General features: G+C 43.6%; 12 protein-coding genes. 7 read left to right on the top strand and 5 right to left on the bottom strand.

Features of this window, described 5'->3' with window-relative positions; all coding sequences use genetic code 11:
- Window positions 1–86: 86 nt before the first annotated feature.
- Window positions 87–2,939, bottom strand: coding sequence for a DNA polymerase I (polA, locus tag CJ305_RS02405; protein WP_099644630.1), 2,853 nt, complete (start codon window positions 2,937–2,939; stop codon window positions 87–89).
- Window positions 2,940–3,044: 105 nt separating this feature from the next.
- On the opposite strand from polA, the gene CJ305_RS02400 reads away from it, so the two are divergent.
- Both CJ305_RS02400 and CJ305_RS02395 read left to right on the top strand, forming a co-directional pair.
- Window positions 3,045–3,353: a hypothetical protein gene (locus CJ305_RS02400; protein WP_099644889.1), complete on the top strand. Its 309-nt coding sequence runs from the start codon at window positions 3,045–3,047 to the stop codon at window positions 3,351–3,353.
- 131 nt (window positions 3,354–3,484) lie between these two features.
- A complete protein-coding gene (locus CJ305_RS02395; protein WP_143469338.1) occupies window positions 3,485–4,972 on the top strand; it encodes a hypothetical protein in 1,488 nt (495 codons plus the stop codon).
- Between the two features lie 56 nt (window positions 4,973–5,028).
- Here the strand turns inward: CJ305_RS02395 and odhB are convergent, their stop codons facing one another.
- Window positions 5,029–6,321, bottom strand: a complete 1,293-nt coding sequence (gene odhB / locus CJ305_RS02390) for a 2-oxoglutarate dehydrogenase complex dihydrolipoyllysine-residue succinyltransferase (RefSeq protein ID WP_099644628.1) — start codon at window positions 6,319–6,321, stop codon at window positions 5,029–5,031.
- A 48-nt stretch (window positions 6,322–6,369) separates the two neighbouring features.
- The gene (locus tag CJ305_RS02385; protein WP_099644888.1) at window positions 6,370–9,144 is read right to left on the bottom strand and encodes a 2-oxoglutarate dehydrogenase E1 component; all 2,775 of its coding nucleotides are present in this window, start codon (window positions 9,142–9,144) and stop codon (window positions 6,370–6,372) included.
- Window positions 9,145–9,307: 163 nt separating this feature from the next.
- Here CJ305_RS02385 and CJ305_RS02380 point away from each other — a divergent pair, with 163 nt between their 5' ends.
- Window positions 9,308–9,823: a hypothetical protein gene (locus CJ305_RS02380; protein WP_099644627.1), complete on the top strand. Its 516-nt coding sequence runs from the start codon at window positions 9,308–9,310 to the stop codon at window positions 9,821–9,823.
- On the opposite strand, the gene CJ305_RS02375 is transcribed toward CJ305_RS02380, so the two are convergent.
- Together CJ305_RS02375 and CJ305_RS02370 are read right to left on the bottom strand one after the other, a co-directional pair.
- Entirely contained in the window at window positions 9,807–10,142 is a 336-nt protein-coding gene (locus CJ305_RS02375; protein ID WP_099644626.1) for a hypothetical protein, read from the bottom strand. The two genes, CJ305_RS02380 and CJ305_RS02375, sit on opposite strands and share 17 nt — an antisense overlap.
- On the bottom strand, window positions 10,142–11,116 hold the full coding sequence (locus tag CJ305_RS02370; RefSeq protein ID WP_099644625.1) for a polyprenyl synthetase family protein: 975 nt from the start codon (window positions 11,114–11,116) through the stop codon (window positions 10,142–10,144). Before CJ305_RS02370 ends, CJ305_RS02375 begins: the two co-directional genes overlap by 1 nt.
- 160 nt (window positions 11,117–11,276) lie before the next feature.
- On the opposite strand from CJ305_RS02370, the gene CJ305_RS02365 reads away from it, so the two are divergent.
- Genes CJ305_RS02365 through CJ305_RS02350 form a run of 4 tightly spaced genes read left to right on the top strand, consistent with a single transcriptional unit; the run spans window position 11,277 to window position 17,951 of the window.
- Entirely contained in the window at window positions 11,277–11,882 is a 606-nt protein-coding gene (locus tag CJ305_RS02365; protein ID WP_099644624.1) for a TetR/AcrR family transcriptional regulator, read from the top strand.
- Window positions 11,882–13,261, top strand: a complete 1,380-nt coding sequence (locus tag CJ305_RS02360) for a TolC family protein (protein ID WP_099644623.1) — start codon at window positions 11,882–11,884, stop codon at window positions 13,259–13,261. The genes CJ305_RS02365 and CJ305_RS02360 overlap by 1 nt, the downstream gene beginning before the upstream one ends.
- Window positions 13,262–13,279: 18 nt before the next feature.
- The gene (locus CJ305_RS02355; protein WP_099644622.1) at window positions 13,280–14,455 is read left to right on the top strand and encodes an efflux RND transporter periplasmic adaptor subunit; all 1,176 of its coding nucleotides are present in this window, start codon (window positions 13,280–13,282) and stop codon (window positions 14,453–14,455) included.
- 1 nt (window position 14,456) lies between these two features.
- On the top strand, window positions 14,457–17,951 hold the full coding sequence (locus CJ305_RS02350; RefSeq protein ID WP_099644621.1) for an efflux RND transporter permease subunit: 3,495 nt from the start codon (window positions 14,457–14,459) through the stop codon (window positions 17,949–17,951).
- Window positions 17,952–18,049 lie beyond the last annotated feature (98 nt).

The raw sequence follows: 18,049 nt of genomic DNA, 5'->3' as shown, positions 1-18,049 counted from the left end.
AGATTTTGAGATTATAAATTTGAACTAGCCAAAAAAACCCGCTTTAGATACCTAAAGCGGGTTTTTAATTTTATAAAACTCAAGACTTAATGCGCCTCAAGCCAGTTCTCCCCTACGCCCAGTTCTACATCTAAAGGCACATCCATTTTAAAGGCATTTTCCATTTCCGTTTTGATCATGGTTTTTACCTGTTCCAATTCGGGTTTGTAGACGTCAAAGACCAATTCATCATGCACCTGAAGCAGCATTTTAGTCTTTAATTTTTCAGATTTAAGCTTTCTGTGGATGTTGATCATCGCGATTTTGATGATGTCTGCAGCACTTCCCTGTATGGGCGCGTTTACGGCGTTTCGCTCTGCGGCACCGCGCACCACAGCATTGTTACTGTTGATATCCTTCAAATAGCGGCGACGGTCTAGCACCGTGGTTACATAACCGTTTTCACGTGCAAAATCTACCTGTTCGCTCATATAATTACGCAACTTGGGATAGGTCTTGTAATAGGTGTCAATCAGATCTTTTGACTCGCTTCGGGATAAATCGGTTTGATTGCTGAGTCCAAAAGCCGAAACCCCATAAATAATCCCAAAATTCACCGTCTTGGCATTGCTACGCTGCTCGCGGGTCACTTCTTCGATAGGCACATTAAACACTTTGGCCGCGGTTGAAGCGTGAATATCTTCACCATTTTTAAAGGCTTCCATCATCGTCTCCTCCTGGCTCAATGCTGCGATAATACGCAATTCAATCTGCGAATAATCAGCAGCGAGCAGAACATAGTCTTCATTGCGCGGAATAAAGGCTTTGCGCACCTGCCGCCCGCGCTCGGTACGGATAGGGATGTTTTGCAGGTTGGGGTTGTTTGAACTCAAGCGACCGGTTGCAGCCACCGTCTGCATATAATCGGTATGTACGCGGCCGGTTTTAGGGTTTACCTGTTCGGGCAGGGCGTCTACATAAGTACTTTTCAATTTTGAAAGTCCGCGATAATCCAATACGTGCTGAATGATCTCGTGATCAGGAGCCAGATAAGACAACACATCTTCAGCGGTTGAATACTGCCCCGTACGGGTTTTCTTCGGTTTATCCACCAGTTTAAGTTTGTCAAATAAGATTTCACCCAATTGCTTCGGCGAACCGATATTGAACTCTTCGCCTGCTTCTTTGTAGATCTTTTCTTCCAGCGAAAGGATGTCATTGTTAAGTTCTTCCGCCAGACTATTGAGAAATGCTTCATCGAGATTGATTCCTTCAAGCTCCATATCGGCAAGTACCTGCACCAAGGGAATTTCGATCTCGTTAAACAATTTTTGCGTATTGGCCTCGCCTAGTTCCTTTTCAAAATGCTCCTTAAGCTGAAGCGTCACATCTGCATCCTCCACCGCATATTCGGTCTGCTCTTCGAGCGGCACGTCTGCCATAGACTTTTGATTCTTACCTTTTTTACCAATGAGTTCTTCGATAGAAACCGGGGTGTAATTGAGATAAGTTTCGGCCAGAACGTCCATATTATGGCGCATATCGGGGTTAATCAGGTAATGCGCAATCATGGTATCAAAGAGTTCTCCTTTGACCTCCACGTTGTATTTCGCCAAAACCTTGATATCATACTTTAAGTTTTGACCAATTTTCTCAATGTTCTCGTCTTCAAAAAATGGACGCAGTTCTTCAATTAAAGCCTGAGCTTCCTCTTTTTCGGCCGGAAATGGAAGGTAAAATCCTTTGGTCTTTTCCCAGCTGAAGGCAATTCCAACCAACTCAGCCTGTAGCGGATCGAGATCAGTCGTTTCGGTATCAAAGCACACCGAAGTTTGCTTCATCAGATTTTGAATAAAAAGCTTCCGAGCCATTCCTGGAGCAACACTTTGGTAAAAATGCTCGGTATCCTTAATCGTCTTGCGGGTGTTGCGCTCTTCGATTTCCATCCCATCGCTTCCGTCTGCAAACAAATTGTATTGCCCGGCTCCTGCGGCGGCGGCTTTTTCAGAAGAAGAAACCAGTTTTTTAGCGGTTTCGGTATTGCTTACAGCGGCACCCGTATCGCTATCGGCTTCGCCGGAAAATATCTTAATAAACTGATCTTTAAGTCTTCGGAATTCGAGTTCATCAAAAATTTCCTGCACCTTGTCTGCATCAGGTTTAGAAAGTTCGTAAGATTCTGCATTGAACTTCACATCACAATCGGTCATAATCGTCGCAAGCTTGTAAGAAAGTCTACCCAGCTCGGCGTTCTCGATCACCTTTTCTTTCATCTTACCCTTAAGATCATCGGTATTGGCCAGCAAACCTTCGAGTCCGCCGTATTCTTTGATGAATTTCTTAGCGGTTTTATCGCCCACCCCCGGTAATCCAGGTATATTATCAGATGAATCACCCATCATTCCCAGATAATCAATCACCTGCTCGGGACGTTCTACCTCAAACTTTTTCTGAACCTCCGGGATTCCCCAAATCTCAATGCCATTACCCATTCGGGCCGGTTTGTACATAAAGATATTTTCAGAAACCAACTGCGCATAATCTTTATCAGGAGTCACCATAAAAACCTGGTAACCCTCCTTTTCGGCCTGCTTGGCCAGCGTACCGATCAGGTCATCTGCCTCTACCCCTTCAATCTCGATACAGGGTACGTGCATCGCCTTAAGAATTTGCTGAATGATAGGAACCGCAATCCGTATCGCTTCGGGCGTTTCGTCGCGATTGGCTTTATAGTCTTCATACAGCTCCACACGCTCCGAGCTTCCACCTTTATCAAAGGCAACCGCAAGATGATCGGGCTTTTCGCGTTTAATTACATCAAAAAGCGAATTGACAAAACCCATAATCGCCGAGGTGTCCTGACCTTTTGAGTTTACCCTTGGGTTTTTAATAAGCGCATAATAACCGCGGAAAATCAAAGCATAGGCATCAAGCAGAAAAAGACGTTTTTGAGTGGACATATATGGAATGTGTTTGGTTCGAAAAATTAGAATACCAAAAATAGGAATTAGTCTTTTGATATGGGTTTGGTTATCTTAAGCATTTTAAAATTTAGCCGAAAGCCCATGAAAATACCGGAAACCTATACTGAATTTGAAGATACTTTTCAAGCTTCAAAACCACCCTCAAACTGGCCTGAGCCTTTAAAAGCACTTTGGTTTATGGCCAAAGGAGATTGGGAAGCTTCCCATGATATCGCTCAGGACCTGCACACCCCTATGGGTAGTCATATTCATGCACATCTGCACCGGGTTGAAGGCGACGACTGGAATGCAAAATACTGGTATCGGAAGGCGGGAAGAACATATCCTCGAGTGTCGACCAAAGAAGAGCTTAAACACTTAATTGTCGAGGTTCTTAAAGAAGGTTCTTAAATCCCCTTTTTATTTTACAGGTAAAACACCCAAACACCAAAACACTAAAAACCCCTTGAATTTCAGTGTTTTACCTTACTATTTTAGATTTTGAAGTTGCTACTTTCCCTATTCACAAAAAATCTAAGAACATGGCAACACTAAAATCGAGCTGGGCTCCAGAGCCCATGGATCTAACTGAACCTTTAAATGACGAAATCTGGGTCGGGTCTTTTGAAAATCAAATGGAAATTCCCGGAGGATACCTTTGGGCCAAGAACGATGCAGAATTTTTATACCTGGCTGTTGATTTTGTTGAGGACACCAACAATGATCCCGGTACCGGCGATTATTTCTGGCTGACTTTTGACACCAACCGCAATCGTGCGATAACTCCGAATAAGGATATCAATTACGGAGTTTACCCCAATCAACCCAACAAAATGGGGAAACAGCTGTATTTAGGACCGGGTCGATGGACGGGTTTACTCAACACCCCTTCCGAATCGGCTTGCCGGTATGACTTTGGCGCATCACCAAATTCGACAACGCCTCATCGTATCTGGAAATTTAAACTAGACCTCAGCGAACTGAACGTGAGTCTGGCCACCTGGTGGTTTTTACCCTACACCTTTTTTGGTTTGCGTATCCACTCCTCTGCTCCTAAACTCAATTACGATACTCCGGCAAATTTCTACACATCCTTTAGCAATCTGCATCGTATTCAGTTTTCCCGTAAACCTACAATTGCACAGTCATTACAAGGACCTGAGATTGGTAGTGTTGGACTCATCCCTTCCACTCAAATAAATGCAACTACCGGAAGGGCAACAACAACAAGTACCTATTATGTCAAAACAGATAATCACGCATTTGGCGGAACGCTAAATCTTATAGGCAACCGACTCAAAATGCAGGCTGTGGCAGGTATGGCAGGTTCGCAATACTATCGTGTTTTACACCGAGAAGGCACCAGCGGAAGTTTTGAAAACTTTACCTCAGGGTGGACTAATTACCGTCTTGTAGGCACTAAATACGTCCCTGTAAACATTGCTCCAAATAATGCAGGATATTACTTTTTGTACAACCCGTCTAGCTATGATTTTTCAATAGATGAGTTACTGATGCAGTTTGACTCCAGGCTTTTGAAAACCGGTTTACATCAATTTCAAGTAGAATTTTACACCTATGGTTCGGGCACGTACTCAAAAATTTCAAACCCTGCTCAAACCTTGACTATTTATATAGACAATAATGTGCCGCAGGTAAGTATTGATGCTATTATGCACGGATCGCAGCAAGTAAACGCCTGCGGAATTGTAAATCTCAACGGCAATACAACAGACGGTATTAAAGTGAAATTTGATGCATTTGACAGTGAAGGTAATTTACTAAGCTACAATGTATATGCAAAATATGGAGAAGGTCATACACAAAGTCTACGTAGTGAAACACATGCGGGTTCAGGCATCGCGCTCTGGCAGGGTGCCAATAATCTGATGGCCCCACAAAGTGGCGTGTATGTACCGCCGGTAACCTGCGCTTATTCCTTTAATGTTGTCGCTCACGCACGTACCACGAATGGCTATGGGCAAATAGGCCACAACAGCGCAAGTAGGTTTATAACCATACTTAAGTAAATAAAAAACGGGTCTCAATTTGAGACCCGTTTTTGCTTATTAAGCTGTGCTTAAACTTAAAGTTCAAGAGCTTTAAGCACATTATTATCCATCAACAATTCTTCGGGATTCTCTAGCGCCTCTTTAACAGCAACCAAGAAACCTACCGATTCTTTACCATCAATGATACGGTGATCGTATGAAAGTGCCACATACATTATAGGTGCGATTGCGATAGCTCCGTCTTTAGCGATAGGACGCTCAACGATGTTGTGCATACCTAAAATAGCTGATTGTGGAGGGTTGATAATTGGTGTAGAAAGCATACTGCCAAATACCCCACCATTCGTAATGGTAAAGGTACCACCGGTCATCTCGTCAACTGTAATCTGACCGTCACGAGCTCTTAGTGCCAAACGCTTAACTTCAGACTCCACTCCACGAAAACTTAAGTTTTCGGCATTTCTGATTACAGGCACCATAAGACCTTTAGGTCCTGATACGGCAATAGAAATATCTTTAAAATCATAGGTGATCATCTCTTTACCATCAATCATCGAATTTACCGCAGGATACATATCTAAAGCACGTACACAAGCCAAAGTAAAGAATGACATAAAACCAAGACCTACACCGTGCTTTTCTTTAAAGTCCTCTTTATACTTTTCGCGAAGCGCAAAAATCGCAGACATATCTACCTCGTTGAACGTAGTAAGCATCGCGGTTTCGTTTTTCACCGTAACCAAACGCTCTGCTACCTTACGACGCAACATAGACATTTTAGAACGGCTCTCACCACGGCTTCCGGTTCCCGGAGTACCCATAGAAGGTTTGGCGTTTACCGCATCATCTTTGGTAATACGACCATCACGACCGGTGCCTTTAACGTCTTTAGGATCAATTCCTTTTTCATCCAACGTCTTTTTAGCGGCAGGCGAAGGTGTTCCTGTCGCGTAGCTCTTTTTATCCTGAGATTGAGAAGGAGTGCTTGATTTTGAAGGCTCTTCCTTCTTAGCATCTGCTTTCTCGTTTGTATCTTCTTTTTTGGCATCTTTTTCGGCCAGTTCTTTCTCGGCATCACCGCCACTACCTTCATCTCCGGAAGCTTTCTTATCACCACCTCCCGGTTTTGGAGCATCGGTATCAATAAGGCAAACCACTTCACCTACGGCAACCGCATCACCTTCTTCCGCCTTTAGGGTAATAATACCACTTGCTTCTGCAGGCAACTCAAGGGTTGCTTTATCACTATCTACTTCGGCAATTGCCTGATCTTTTTCAACATAATCCCCGTCTTCTACAAGCCACTGGGCAATTTCAACTTCGGTGATCGATTCTCCCGGTGAAGGGACTTTCATTTCTAAAGCCATAATTCTTCTTTGTTAACTTTTATGCTTTCGCGAAAGCGAAAAATCTTTTTATTGGTTATTTGAGTTTTTGTCAAACACGTCGTCGATAACGCGCTGATGTCTGCGTTTGTAGCGTACAGAACTACCTGCAGCCGGCGCACCATAGAATTTACGACTGCAAATTCTGAATTTCTGAGCCTCCGGTAAATGCATCAGCAAGTGCCCGTAAGCCCCCATATTGCGCGGTTCTTCCTGAGCCCAAACCACATCATCTGCATTCTTGTATTTTTCAATGGTCGCTCTGATTTCATTTTTGGGCAACGGGAATAATTGCTCAATACGCACCAAAGCCACGTCTTCACGACCCAGTTCTTCACGCTGTGCAAGCAGGTCGTAGTAAAACTTTCCGGTTACGAAAACCAGCGTTTTCACCTTTTCTACATCAACCGAATCATCGTCAATGGTCATCTGGAAACTTCCGTTTGCCAGTTCTTCTTTGGTAGAAACCACTTTAGGATGTCTTAGCAAACTCTTTGGCGTAAACACGATAAGCGGTTTTCTAAAATTGGTTTTCAGCTGGCGGCGTAACAAATGGTAAAAGTTTGCCGGAGTGGTACAATCTGCAACGTACATATTGTCAACAGCACAAAGCTGTAAATAGCGCTCCATACGTGCCGAAGAGTGCTCTGCTCCCTGACCTTCATACCCGTGAGGCAGAAGCATCACCAGTCCGTTTTGAAGTTTCCATTTATCTTCTGCGGCAGAGATGTATTGATCTATCATAATCTGCGCACCGTTGCTAAAGTCACCAAACTGTGCTTCCCAAATAGGAAGGGTTTGTGGGCTTGCCATGGCATAACCATAATCAAAACCTACTACGCCATACTCTGAAAGAAGGGAGTTGAAGATATACATATGCCCCTGCTCCCCTTTCAGGTTGTTAAGCAGTACAATTTCTTCTTCACTTTCTTCTACTTTGGTTACCGCGTGACGGTGCGAGAAGGTACCGCGCTCTACGTCCTGACCGGTCATACGCACATCAAAACCTTCTTTCAACAGAGAACCATACGCCAATAATTCGGCCAGACCCCAGTCAATTTTATTATCATCAAAGTACATCGCGCGACGCCCTTCTATAATCTTAACGATCTTACGCATAAACTTTTTACCCTCGGGTAGCTGCGTAATGGTCTCGGCTATTTCGGTAAGGGCGTCCAGATCGTAGGTCGTATCTATAGGCTGCATCATCTCATCTTCGGTGGCAGGTTCAAAACCTTCCCACTCATCCTGCATAATTGCAGTGATGCGCGTTGTGTCTTCTTCACGTGACTTTTCAAGCTTTTCTTCAAGCTTTTCTTTATACTCCTCTTCAAGCTTACTCACATAATTCTCATCGATTATGCCTTCTTCAATAAGCTTTTGAGCGTAAATGTCGCGTGCGTTATCGTGCTTCGCAATCGCCTTATAGAGTTTAGGCTGGGTAAAACGCGGCTCATCACCCTCGTTATGCCCGTATTTACGATAGCCTAAAAGATCAATAAATACGTCACGACCAAATTCCATTCTAAAATCTAATGCAAATAAGGAAGCGTGAACTACCGCTTCAGCATCGTCTGCATTTACGTGCAATACCGGTGAAAGCGTAGTTTTTGCCACGTCTGTACAATAGGTTGAAGAACGTGCGTCCAGATAGTTTGTGGTAAAGCCAATCTGGTTATTAATCACAATGTGAATGGTACCTTTTGTGGTGTACCCATCCAATTGTGCCATTTGTATAATTTCATACACAACACCCTGACCGGCAATGGCCGCATCCCCGTGAACCACGATAGGCAGTACTTCATTGGGTTTTTCAAAGTGATGACGGTCCTGTTTTGCCCGTGCGATCCCTTCTACCACTGCTCCCACAGTTTCCAGGTGAGATGGGTTTGGGGCGATGTTGATGTTGATTTCCTTTCCGTTATCGGTCTTGCGGCTTGATGTCCAACCCAGGTGGTATTTAACGTCACCGTCAAAAATTTCCTGATCATAGTCTTTACCATCAAACTCACTAAAGATATCCTTTGCGTTCTTGCCGAAAATATTGGTAAGTGTATTGAGACGACCCCTATGAGCCATACCCATCACAAATTCTTTTACGCCCCGGTCTGCAGCAGCTTCAATAATCGCATCTACAGCAGGGATAAAGCTCTCTCCCCCTTCAAGCGAAAAGCGCTTCTGCCCTACATATTTGGTATGTAAGAAGGTCTCAAAGGAAACCGCTTCGTTGAGTTTTCTAAGGATTTTCTTCTTGGTATCCGCAGAAAAATCAGGATGGTTGTCGTTGATATTAAGCTTATCCTGAATCCACTGAATCTCTTCAGGTTTTCTGATAAACATATATTCAACACCTATTGATTCGCAATAGATTTTCTCTAAATGCGTAATGATTTCTTTCAGGGTAGCACTCCCTATTCCCAGAATTTCACCTGCGGAAAAAGTAGTATCTAAGTCGTTTTCGCTAAGTCCGAAATTTTCCAGAGCCAGAGTTGGCTCATATTTGCGACGCTCACGAACCGGGTTTGTTTTGGTAAACAAATGCCCGCGTGTGCGATAGCCATCAATGAGTTTTACAACCTGAAATTCCTTTTGTAAACGATCGGAGACTGCCTCCTGTGCAGGAGCTGCATCAGGCTGCGAGTCTGAGAAGTCTGCGACAATACCGCTTTCTTCAATACCGAAGTCAAAGCCCTGGAAAAAAGCTCTCCAGCTAGGCTCCACACTGTCAGGATGTTGGAGGTATTTATCGTAAAGTTCTGCGAAATATGCAGTATTAGCTGCATTGAGAAATGAAAATCTATCCATTTTATATATTAAATCTGTCGATTTTTTAAGCGATAATTGGGCAAAAATACAATATTTACCATCCATTTAGGTGCTGCATTTTCAATTTATACATATCCTTAACATTTAAGAACGTCAGAAAAAACGTAATTTTTCGTAGAAGACTTCTCCTAAAATTTGAACTATGAAAATTTTCCATTTCGTTCCCGTACTTGCACTTTGCCTATTCCTTTCAAATCAAAGCCTCAAAGCCCAGTCTATCCAACCCGGATTTTGGGACAAGGTGCAATACGGCGGTGGGCTGGGTCTCAGTTTTGGGAATAATTATTTCTTCTTCAATGTAGCACCCAGTGCCATTTACAACTTCAACGAATATTTTGCTTTTGGGCCGGGCTTGAGTTACTCTTACATAAAAAATGGTGATTTTAAGACTTCAATCACCGGTGGTAGTGTTATTGCGCTTTTCAACCCCCTGAGTCAGATACAGCTTTCTGCCGAACTGGAAGAATTATACGTGAGCCAAAAGCAGGAATTAGACGGTGGTAACCGAAACAGGGACTTTTGGAATACCGCGCTATTTCTGGGAGCCGGTTACCGGAGCGGTCCAATGACATTTGGCGTCCGTTATAATGTGCTGTTTGATGACACTAACAGCATTTACACCAGCGCCATTCAACCCTTTGTCAGGGTCTATTTTTAAATGAAATCTTTAAAAGCTCGCGCTCTAAAATTAGAGCACTCACGATCCCGGTAAGTTCGTGAAGTTCCATGGGTGGTAAAGCCTTGATTTTAGCTTCGGAAACATCTATGGTATAAAGCAAAGTCAGGTAACCTTCAAAATCGGAAAGAATTTGCGCATATAAGCTCGCTCGCAGGTTACGCGCTAAAGCTTCAGGCGTTATCTGCTCATCAAACTGTTCTGAAAGACCCGCCCTCAGAAAATCTTTATTGAGTTGGGTGATCAGCGCTTCATACAAGCCGCCCGCTTTTGCCTTTTTTAAAATCGCTAAAGTTTCCACTAAACCGTGCGCCGCATCAATGCGTGTGCAAATTTACGCAACACCTCTTTGCCCTCTTCCTTAACCTCCATAGAATTTAGAACTTCAAGAGCGCGATGGGTATAGGCTTCTATTTCCTGCTGAATTTTAGCAGCAGCGCCAGAATCCTGAAATAACTGCTTAACGGTTTCTATTTTTTCGGAAGGATCCTGCGGGTTGATACTGAACAAATGCCGAAGTTGTATGCTTTGCTCCGGCTCCAGATCTTCTAAAGCCGTGAGGTATAAAAACGTCTTCTTGTTTTCAATAATATCGCCGCCCACCTGTTTACCGAAGGTTTCCGGATCACCAAACGCATCCAGATAATCATCCTGAAGCTGGAAAGCGATGCCCAGATCGCGACCAAACTCGTAAATACGCTCGCAGTTAGACGCTGTAGTCTCTGCCACAATCGCTCCCATTTTAAGAGCAGCACCTACCAAAACAGCTGTTTTATATTCAATCATCTTGAGGTATTCGGGCAACGTCACATCGTCTCTACTTTCAAAATCAATGTCGTACTGCTGTCCCTCGCAGACTTCAATGGCCGTTTTACTGAATAATTTGGCCAGTTTACGAAAGGTTTCGCCCTCATAATTCTCAAAAAGCTGATAGGCGTTAATCAACATCGCATCACCTGATAAAATCCCGGTATTGATGTCCCACTTTTCATGCACGGTTTCCTGACCACGTCGCAGGGGCGCATCATCCATAATATCATCGTGTACCAATGAAAAATTATGGAAAACCTCTACAGCAAGAGCCGCATCAAGCGCCTTTTTATAATCAGCCTCAAAAACCGAAGTCGCCATCAGGGTAAGTACCGGGCGCAGGCGCTTACCGCCTAACTGCAAAATATAGCTTATCGGTTCGTAAAGGTTATGCGGTTCTCTGGGGGTTATCTTTTGATTGAGGTATTCGGTAAAAATCTCGGTGTATTGATCAATACGCAGCATGCTCCATTTATTTTCCGCTAAAATAACACACTCTTGGCGAACACAAACGACAATACCTCAAGAAGCTCGTAAAAAGGCTTTGTTAAGAAAACATTAAATGTCAAATAAACCACGGAAACTATTTTAGTTTTTAAAGTTTCCGCAGTAGATTTGCGCCGCAATGAAAGACGAAATTTTAAAACATTCAAGCGAACTTTTTTTAACCCAGGGGTTTAAAAGTGTAACAATGGACGATATCGCCACACATATGGGCATATCTAAAAAGACGATTTATACCAGCTTCACCAATAAGACCGAACTGGTGCGCGAGGTAGGTTTGAAAATTCTTACCGATTTAAAGCAAACCATTGAATGTCTTGTGGGTGAGCATATGAATCCCATAGAAGAACTATATGAGATCAAAAAATATGTGATGCACTACCTGAAAGGTGAGCGCAGTTATCCCATTCAGCAGATGCAAAAATATTACCCCAGGATTTATGACGAGCTCAAAAACGATCAATACGAGTTTATGCAGCGCTGTGTACTTAGAAATCTAAATAACGGTCTTGAAAAAGGGCTTTATCGACGCAATCTTGAACCGGAGTTTGTTGCCCGCATTTATTTTTTAGGCATTACCGGGATTAAAGACCAAAGCCTGTTCCCTTTAGAGCAATTTGCTCCAGCAAGCCTTCATGAATCGTATCTGGAATATCACCTGAGAGGTATTGTCACCCCCGAAGGACGTAAAATTCTTAATAACCTAATCCACTCAAACGAAGACTAATGCAATTAAAATCAACATTTCTCCTCCTGTTGTTAAGTCTGGGCTTTTTTGCTAATGCTCAGGACAGCACGGCAGTTGAGACCTACGCGCTGAGTCTGCAGGATGCCATCATATATGGTCTGGAAAATAATTACAGTGCCAAAAACGCACAGACAGACGTGGCCATTGCGCTTAAACAAAAATGGGAAATCATCGCTCAGGGCTTGCCCCAGATAAGCGGTGAGATCAATTACCAAAACCAGCTCATTCAGCCCACATCCTTTATCCCTGCACAGTTTTTCGATCCGGATGCTGAGCCCGGCACTTTTGCTCCGGTGCAATTTAGCCCCAAGCAAAATGCTTCGGCGACTGCCACCTGGAATCAACTTATTTTTGACGGTTCCTATATAGTAGGGGTTCAATCTGCGAAAACGCTTTTACAGATCTCTGAAAATGCCAAGGTCAAAACAGACCTGGAAGTCAAACAGGGCATTATTGAAGCTTACGGCAATGTGCTTCTGGCCGAAGAAAGCGTTCGCATTCTCCAGAAAAACCTTGAGACCGTAAATAAAAACCTTTCTGATACACAGAAGATTTTTGAAAACGGACTTACCGAAGAAGAAAACGTAGAACAGCTGCAAATCACCGCACTCGATCTGGAGACCCAACTCAACAATACGGTACGCCAACTGGCTATTGCATACGATATGTTGAAACTTACCTTAGGAATTCCTATTGACAGTAAACTAAGGGTTACAGATCAGCTTCAAGATCTTGCGATGCAGTACTACGATCTGAATCTGCTTTCACAAACCATAGACCCTGAAAACACCATCGATTTTAGAATCGCTCAGGATCAGGCTAATCTGGCGGAAATTCAGGTAAAACTGGAGAAAAGTAAAGCCCTGCCCCGCCTAACCGCATTTGTGAATTATGGAACAGCCGGTGCAAGCAATGAATTTACGTTTCTAAGTAACGAACAACGCTATTTTGAGCAGTCGGTCGCCGGAGTTTCGCTTGCCGTACCCATTTTTAGCAGCGGCATGCGAGCTGCACGTACAGCACAAAAAGAAATGGCTTACCAGCAGAGTCTTGAAGATCTGGAGCAGGCACGCAATCAGGCAAAACTGCAAATCGCTTCAGCCCGCAACGATTACCAGTTTGCTCTCGACAATTTTGCCACTCAGGAAAAAAACCTGGAACTCGCAGAGCGTATCGAAAATAAAAATTCGGTCAAATTTTTTGAAGGTATCGCTTCAAGCTTTGAGCTTAGCGAGGCTCAGACCCAACTTTACCAGGCGCAGCAAAATTATTTACAAGCCATGTACGAAGTTATTGCCAATAAAGCCGCTCTTGAAAAAGCGCTCGACACTTCACTTTATCAACCAAAAAACGATTAAATCATACACCTGTCATTTATGAAAAATATACTTACTCTCTTAGCTGTTAGCCTTTTGTTGCTTTCCTGCGGAAACAAAAAAGACTCCGTTGACGATATCATTGAAAACGGAAATCTTGGTGAGATGCGAGCCAAGAAAACCGAATTGCTTCAGGAGCAATCTAAGCTTAAAGCCAGCATTGACTCGCTTACAGCGGCTATTGAAGCTAAAGACACCAGCAAAAAAGCAGCTTTGGTAACCACAACTACCCTAAAAGATACTTTGTTTGAGCATTATTTTGAAGTACAGGGCAATGTGGAAACCGATCAGAATATTGTACTCTATCCTGAATACACCGGAGTTTTGACTCAGGTTTATGTAAAAGAAGGACAACGTGTTGCCAAAGGGCAACGCCTGGCCCGCATAGATGATGGCGGTTTGGGCAGCGAACTCGCCCGTCAGGAAGCTCAGCTTGCTTTGGCGAAAACCACTTTTGAGCGTCAAAAACGCCTTTGGGATCAGAAAATTGGTTCTGAAATCAGCTATCTGGAAGCCAAGACCAATTACGAAGCTATGCAGGCGGCTACAAACCAAATGCGATCACGTATCGGCAAAACTGTGATCACCGCTCCATTTTCAGGTGTGATTGACAATCTTATCGCAGATCAGGGACAGGTGGTAAATGCCGGTCAGACTCCGGTGATCAGACTTATAAACCTGAGCGATATGTACGTCAACGCTTCGATCCCTGAAGCTTATTTAGGCAAAGTAAATGAAGGCACCGACGTGAAAATCAGACTGGCTTCCATAGGTAAAACCTACGAGGGTAAGATCAGACAGGTTGGTAATTTTGTAAGCCCCGATAACCGGACTTTCGACGTGAAAGTGGCATTGCCAAACGCAGACAGTGCGATCAAACCCAACCTTATTGCTACCGTTATGGTTAACGATTACACTTCAGAGAATGCTATTGTAATTCCTGAAAATACCATTCAGCAAAATGCAGCCGGCAACAGCATTACCTATATCTATGTAAGCGAAGGAGACGGCGCTGTAGCAAAACAGGTACAAATTGAAAAAGGCTATACCGCAGACAAGCAGGTCGAAATTGTTTCGGGCTTAAAAAGCGGAGATCAGCTAATTATTGAAGGGGTGCGTACCCTTAGAGACGGGCAGGAAGTGACCTTAGAAAATCAAAATTCAAACAACCAGTAACATGGCAAAAAACAATTATAAAGAATTTGGCATCTCGTCCTGGGCGATAGACAACCGGATGACGGTCTATGTAATCACAGCCATCATCCTTATAAGCGGTCTAGCAGCCTATTACAGTATGCCCCGAGAGGCGTTTCCTGAGATTATTGAGACTAAGATTTATGTAAGCTCAGTAAACCCCGGTAATGCTGCCGAAGATGTAGAAAAATTTATCACCGAACCTCTTGAAGAAGAATTTAACGACATAGGTGGGGTTAAGGAAATTACCTCTACCACCCTTCAGGATTACAGCATCATCATTGTAGAATTTGAGGAAGATGTAGACGTTAACGTAGCCAAAACCAAGGTGAAGGATAAGGTTGATTTAGTTAAAGCCGAAACCACCTGGCCAACCCTGGATAACGGTGCGAAGGTTGAGCCCAATATTTTTGACCTGAATATTTCAGAAGAGCAGCCTATTCTCAACATCAACTTAACGGGTGACTTCCAGGTGCAACAGCTTAAAGATTATGCTGAGCACCTTCAGGATAAGATTGAATTGCTTCCGCAGATTAAAGAAGCAACTATACGCGGTGCCGAAGAACAGGAAGTTGAAGTCGCGGTAGACATTTATAAAATGACCGCTTCAAAGGTTAGTTTTGATAACATTCTCAATGCGATCAGAGCTGAAAACAATACCATTTCTGCCGGTAACGTGATTACCGACGGTTTGCGTAAAAACATCCGCGTTTTAGGTGAAATTGACAATCCGCAGGAGCTTAATGACATTGTAGTTAAGCGCGACGGTGGAAACATTTTCCTGAAAGACATCGCTACCGTTCGTTTTAAAGAAAAAGACCCCACCACCTTTGCGCGGGAGTACGGCCAGCCTGTGGTGATGCTTGACGTTAAAAAACGAGCCGGTAAAAACATGATCGAAGCGGTAGAATCGATCAAGAAAATTGTAAAAGAGGAAGAGGACAATTACTACCCCGAATCACTCCACATCAGCCTTACTAACGACCAGTCTGTAAAGACCGAAAATCAGGTTGATGACCTGGTCAACAACATCATCTTTGGGGTAATCCTGGTAGTGGTTGTATTAATGTTTTTCCTGGGCTTTAGAAATGCGCTTTTCGTAGGTTTTGCGATTCCGCTTTCTATGTTTATGTCACTGACTATTCTTTCAGCCTTAGGCTTTACGCTCAATACGATGGTGCTTTTTGGCCTTGTAATGGGTCTGGGGATGCTGGTAGACAACGGGATTGTAGTGGTAGAAAACGTGTACTCCCTGATGGATCAGGGAATGTCTCGCATAAAAGCGGCCAAGCAAGGTATGGGCGAGATCGCCTGGCCTATTATCGCCTCAACGGCAACTACGCTGGCAGCCTTCTTCCCGCTGGGTCTGTGGCCGGGTACGATAGGTAAGTTTATGATTTACTTTCCCATAACGCTATCAGTAGTGTTGAGTTCGTCACTCTTTGTGGCCCTTATCATCAACTCCATGCTTACTTCGCGTTTTATGAAAACCGAAGAGGAAGAGTTTACCAAGAAAAAATTGATACGCTACAGTTTAATTCTTGCCGGTGTGGGTATTATCGCTTTGGTTAGCGGCTTTATTACCGATTCAGGCGGACTGCGAGGTATTGGTAACCTGATGTTGCTTTTTGCAATATTACTGTGGGCTTATAAATACTTTCTTGCCGGTGCTGTGCGCTACTTTCAGTATAAATCCCTGAAAGATCTGGAGAACTTTTATGAGCGCTTTTTAAAGTTTGCGCTTCGCGGAAAACGGGCCTACGTGTTTTTCTTCGGAACCCTTTTGATGCTGGTTCTATCGTTTATGCTGCTGGGAATTGTACAGCCTAAAGTCTTGTTTTTCCCGGAAAATGAACCCAATCAAATCATCACGTACATCGAGTATCCGGAAGGAACCGCAATTGAAAAAACAGACGCGCTCACCAAGGAAATTGAGCAACGTGTTTTTGACGCTATTAAAAAGTATGAAGATCCTGACGGCTATAACTTTATGGTCGAAAGCGCCATCTCACAGGTAGGTCAGGGTGCCGGAAACCCACAAACCGATGGCGGACAAAGCAATGAGATGCCGCATAAAGGAAAAATCACACTCTCTATGCGCGATTTTAAACTGCGCCGCGGTGTAAAAAGTAGCACGGTGCTGAGTGAAGTGCGTGATGCTGTAAAAGGTTTTCCCGGAGCTTCGGTAATTGTGGAAAAAGATGCTGCTGGTCCTCCGGTAGGATACCCTATCAATATTGAAATAAGCGGTAAGGATTATGAGGAAATGCTTCTCGCTGCCGAAGATATGCGCACCTATATTGAAGATTTGGGTATAGGTGGTATTGAAGAACTTAAACTTGATGTGAACCGCTCTAAAGCTGAACTTGGCGTCACGGTTAATCGCGAAAAAGCAGGCCAACTGGGTATCTCAACTGCTGCTATTGGCCAGACCTTAAGACGTTCGGTTTATGGGGAAGAAGCTTCGACCTATAAAGAAGGAGATGATGATTATGAAATCAACGTGCGTTTTAATGACGAATACCGTTATGACGAAAGCGCGCTGTTTAATCAGCCGGTGACCTTTAGAAACAATCAGGGTCAAATTGTACAGGTGCCTATTTCCGCACTTGTAGATAAAAAAGCATCTTCAGCCTTTAGTGCGATTAAGCGAAAAGACCTCAAACGCGTAATCACTTTATATTCAAACGTGCTTACCGAACAGGGTTACAACGCTACTGAAATTGTGGGCCAGCTTAAAGAAGAATTAAGCGGTTACGATACTCCGGCGGGTATTTCATACAGCTTTACCGGAGAACAGGAAGAGCAGGCAGACAACCTGAATTTCCTGCTTATGGCTCTGGGCATTGCGATGGGATCTATTCTATTGATTCTTGTTGCGCAATTTAACTCCCTTTCAAAACCCATTATCATTTTAATGGCGGTAATTCTGAGTTTGGTTGGAGTATTCCTGGGTCTGATAATCTTCCAGATGGACTTTGTAATCCTGATGACGATGATGGGTATCATCTCGCTGGCAGGTATTGTGGTAAACAATGCGATTGTTTTGATTGATTACACGCAGATTCTTATCGACCGTAAAAAAGAAGAACTGGGTGTAGAAGATGACGAGCATCTCACCCGTGAAGAATACTTTAAACTTACTGTGGCCGGTGGTAAATCACGTCTTAGACCGGTATTGCTTACGGCGATTACTACGGTATTGGGCTTGATTCCGCTAGCGGTAGGTCTTAATATTGACTTCTTCGGTTTATTTACTGATTACGATCCGGGAATTTACATAGGTGGTGATAACGTGATTTTCTGGGGACCACTGGCGTGGACGGTTATTTTCGGACTGGTTTTCGCAACCTTCCTGACTTTGGTAATCGTACCGGTTATGTTCTACCTGACCAATCGTGCCAAAGTGAAGTTTGCAGATAAGCGCAAAGCCCGCGAAGAACAGAAGCGACTGGCAAAAGCCGAAACTTCAAACTAAAAATTATATCCTGATCTAAACAAAATGCCTCGGTAGTTTCCGGGGCATTTGTAGTTTTAAATGTAGGGTTCTATCTACCCGCAGATGGTATTCGTCGA

It is taken from the genome of Leeuwenhoekiella nanhaiensis, assembly GCF_002744755.1.
Classification (GTDB): domain Bacteria; phylum Bacteroidota; class Bacteroidia; order Flavobacteriales; family Flavobacteriaceae; genus Leeuwenhoekiella; species Leeuwenhoekiella nanhaiensis.
The sequence above is the reverse complement of the archived record's forward strand: the minus strand, read 5'-3'. Positions and strand labels throughout refer to the sequence as shown.

Bases quoted from the DNA above. Each gene is read 5' to 3' on its own strand.
- polA (WP_099644630.1), bottom strand. From the start codon at position 2,939: ATGTCCACTCAAAAACGTCTTTTTCTGCTTGATGCCTATGCTTTGATT.
- CJ305_RS02400 (WP_099644889.1), top strand. From the start codon at position 3,045: ATGAAAATACCGGAAACCTATACTGAATTTGAAGATACTTTTCAAGCT.
- CJ305_RS02395 (WP_143469338.1), top strand. From the start codon at position 3,485: ATGGCAACACTAAAATCGAGCTGGGCTCCAGAGCCCATGGATCTAACT.
- odhB (WP_099644628.1), bottom strand. From the start codon at position 6,321: ATGGCTTTAGAAATGAAAGTCCCTTCACCGGGAGAATCGATCACCGAA.
- CJ305_RS02385 (WP_099644888.1), bottom strand. From the start codon at position 9,144: ATGGATAGATTTTCATTTCTCAATGCAGCTAATACTGCATATTTCGCA.
- CJ305_RS02380 (WP_099644627.1), top strand. From the start codon at position 9,308: ATGAAAATTTTCCATTTCGTTCCCGTACTTGCACTTTGCCTATTCCTT.
- CJ305_RS02370 (WP_099644625.1), bottom strand. From the start codon at position 11,116: ATGCTGCGTATTGATCAATACACCGAGATTTTTACCGAATACCTCAAT.
- CJ305_RS02365 (WP_099644624.1), top strand. From the start codon at position 11,277: ATGAAAGACGAAATTTTAAAACATTCAAGCGAACTTTTTTTAACCCAG.
- CJ305_RS02360 (WP_099644623.1), top strand. From the start codon at position 11,882: ATGCAATTAAAATCAACATTTCTCCTCCTGTTGTTAAGTCTGGGCTTT.
- CJ305_RS02355 (WP_099644622.1), top strand. From the start codon at position 13,280: ATGAAAAATATACTTACTCTCTTAGCTGTTAGCCTTTTGTTGCTTTCC.
- CJ305_RS02350 (WP_099644621.1), top strand. From the start codon at position 14,457: ATGGCAAAAAACAATTATAAAGAATTTGGCATCTCGTCCTGGGCGATA.